This window comes from Methanosarcina baikalica (genome assembly GCF_031461075.1).
GTDB classification, from domain to species: Archaea; Halobacteriota; Methanosarcinia; order Methanosarcinales; family Methanosarcinaceae; genus Methanosarcina; species Methanosarcina baikalica.
The window spans coordinates 1-2585 of the sequence record NZ_JAVKPK010000134.1 but is presented as its reverse complement, the minus strand read 5'-3'; the positions used below and the strand labels follow the sequence as shown (position 1 = coordinate 2585).

The window sequence follows — 2585 nt, the reverse complement described above, 5'->3', positions numbered from 1 at the left end:
CCAGATTGCAGTAAAGAATGAGGGTAAGGTGAACCTGACAGGAATTTCAGTAAGCGACCCGATGATTACACTGACAGGCCCTGCTGGAGATCTCACAGATCCAGGAGTTTTGGACCCCGGAGAGACGTGGATCTATAAAGGAGATTACACAGTAACTCAGTCTGATATAGCTACTAATGGTGGCGGCACTGGACTTCTAACAAATACAGCAACCGTACGCTGTAACGAGCTTTTGGACAAAAGCAGCACTCTGGAACTGCCAATTGTCAATCCTGTACAAACCGACACAAATAACGGCGACAACACTTCTGCGAACGTTCGTCCTGTAGCAAGCTTCAGCACCAGTGTTACAAGCGGATATGTTCCTCTTACAGTGCAGTTTACTGACACAAGCACAGGGACACCCACTTCATGGAGCTGGGACTTTGGAGACGAAGTAGCTTCAGCCGAGCAGAACCCTGTCCATATGTACAATACTCAGGGAACATATACAGCTAAATTGACTGTAAACAATGCAAACGGATCTGCCTCAACAACTGCGACAATAAATGTACTGCAAAAAACTAGTTCCAGTGGCGGAGGAAGCAGTCACAGCAGTGGAGGAAGCATTGGAAGTGCTAATGTAGTCGGCAGCAGCTCAACTGATAGCACTGGTACCACGAATGTAACAAAGCCTAAAAACAACATTTCAAACATTGAACCCAGAACTAAATCGGTAAATGTCGAACCAACATCTGTGCAGACAGCCACAAGCATTTCCGCAAAACAAAGCAAGAAAACTCCTAGCTTTGAAATAATTAGTGGGATAACTGCCCTGCTCGCTGTTTATCTTTATAGGAGGAAATAGAGGAAAAATCTACCACCTTGAATTTGAAGAGGATACATGAAATAGGCTATCTTACATTTAATAAAAAGGGAGTTCACTGCTTATTTCAGCTGATATCCAGAAGTTATGAAAAGAGTTCAACGATTTTGACATCGAATAAGTCATATGGGGAATGAGGAGAGATATTTAAGGACCATGTAATAGCGGCTGCTGTACTTGATAGAATACTCCATCATTGTACGACGATTAACATTAAAGGGGAAAGTTACAGGCTGAAAGAAAGGAAGAAACAGGGATTAAAAAAGTAAATACGTACCAATGATATTGAGTGAATTCATGAAAAATTGAGTAAACTTTATATCAAAAGGTGGGGAATTTTAAACTGTCCTTGACACCTTTGATTTCCTTTTTATTTTATTATATCCTTAGCAGATATTTTTTACAACGGAACCCAAGTTTTACTCAAATTTTAGGATTTTTTGCAATGGAACCAAATTTAGGATTTGCTGGTTGAACCGCAATATGAAAATTTCAAATGAGATTCAAAGAATACTGAAGTAAATTATTTATAAAGTTGGATCTTTTTATATCTTATTACAAAGTTCTCTTTCAATGCAGCCTCAATATTTCGGTGTTTGACTAAGCCACAATCACTGTTACAGCCACTGTTAATGTTAGAGTTGATCCTTTTAGAGTTGCAGTCAACCCGGAGGAAACAGATTATATAAAATAAGGAAGTGCCCAAGTGAAACACCAACAAGCTGATATTTTGAGGAAGATCTCTTTCTGTCTGATTTTATTTCTTTTTGGACTGATGAGTGCTTCCATTACTCATGCTGAAACTTACACTTTTGTTACAAAGTGGGGTTCTGGGGGAGCCGGTAATGGACAATTTTCTGGTCCATATGGTATTGCTGTAGATTCATTGGGCAATGTTTATGTTGCCGATACGTTCAATGAGCGCATTCAGAAGTTTGACAGCAATGGTAACTACATAACTCAATGGGGTTCTGGGGGCTCCGGTAACGGACAATTTAATAGTCCATATGATGTTGCTGTAGATTCATTGGGCAACGTCTATGTTGCCGATACGACCAACGAGCGCATTCAGAAGTTTGACAGCAACGGTAACTACATAACTCAATGGGGTTCTGGTGGCGCCGGTAACGGACAATTTTCTGGTCCATATGGTGTTGCTGTAGATTCATTGGGCGACGTCTATGTTGCCGATACGTTCAATAATCGAATTCAGAAGTTTAACAGCAACGGCACCTATATTACTCAATGGGGTTCCGGAGGCGGCACTAGCGGATTATTTTCTGGCCCATATGGTATTACTGTAGATTCATCAGGCAATGTTTACGTTGCCGATACGTTTAATGATCGCATTCAAAAGTTTAACAGCAACGGCACATTCCTTACCATGTGGGGTGCTGGAGGCTCCGGTAACGGACAATTTAATAGTCCATATGGTGTTGCTGTAGATTCATTGGGCAATGTTTATGTTGCCGATACAACCAACGAGCGCATTCAGAAGTTTGACAGCAACGGTAACTACATAACTCAATGGGGTTCTTTGGGCGCTGGTGACGGACAATTTTCTGGTCCATATGGTGTTGCTGTAGATTCATTGGGCAATGTTTATGTTGCCGATACGTTCAATAATCGAATTCAGAAGTTTTCTATTCAAACCGGCTTTCTGACAATAGTAAAGTCAGCATCTCCTGCAATTTATGATGCTGTAGGAGAGAACATCACT

2 protein-coding genes and 1 pseudogene are annotated in these 2585 nt (G+C 41.0%); all 3 read left to right on the top strand.

The features are described 5' to 3' along the window. The coding region (locus tag RG963_RS16360; protein WP_310577342.1) for a PKD domain-containing protein at nucleotides 1-847 on the top strand (847 nt) is incomplete at its 5' end. Nucleotides 848-879: 32 nt separating this feature from the next. Further along, a pseudogene (locus tag RG963_RS16355) lies at nucleotides 880-1134 on the top strand (ATP-binding protein); the annotation flags it as partial. 437 nt (nucleotides 1135-1571) lie between these two features. Beyond that, nucleotides 1572-2585: NHL repeat-containing protein (locus RG963_RS16350; protein ID WP_310577341.1), on the top strand; the 1014-nt coding region annotated here is incomplete at its 3' end.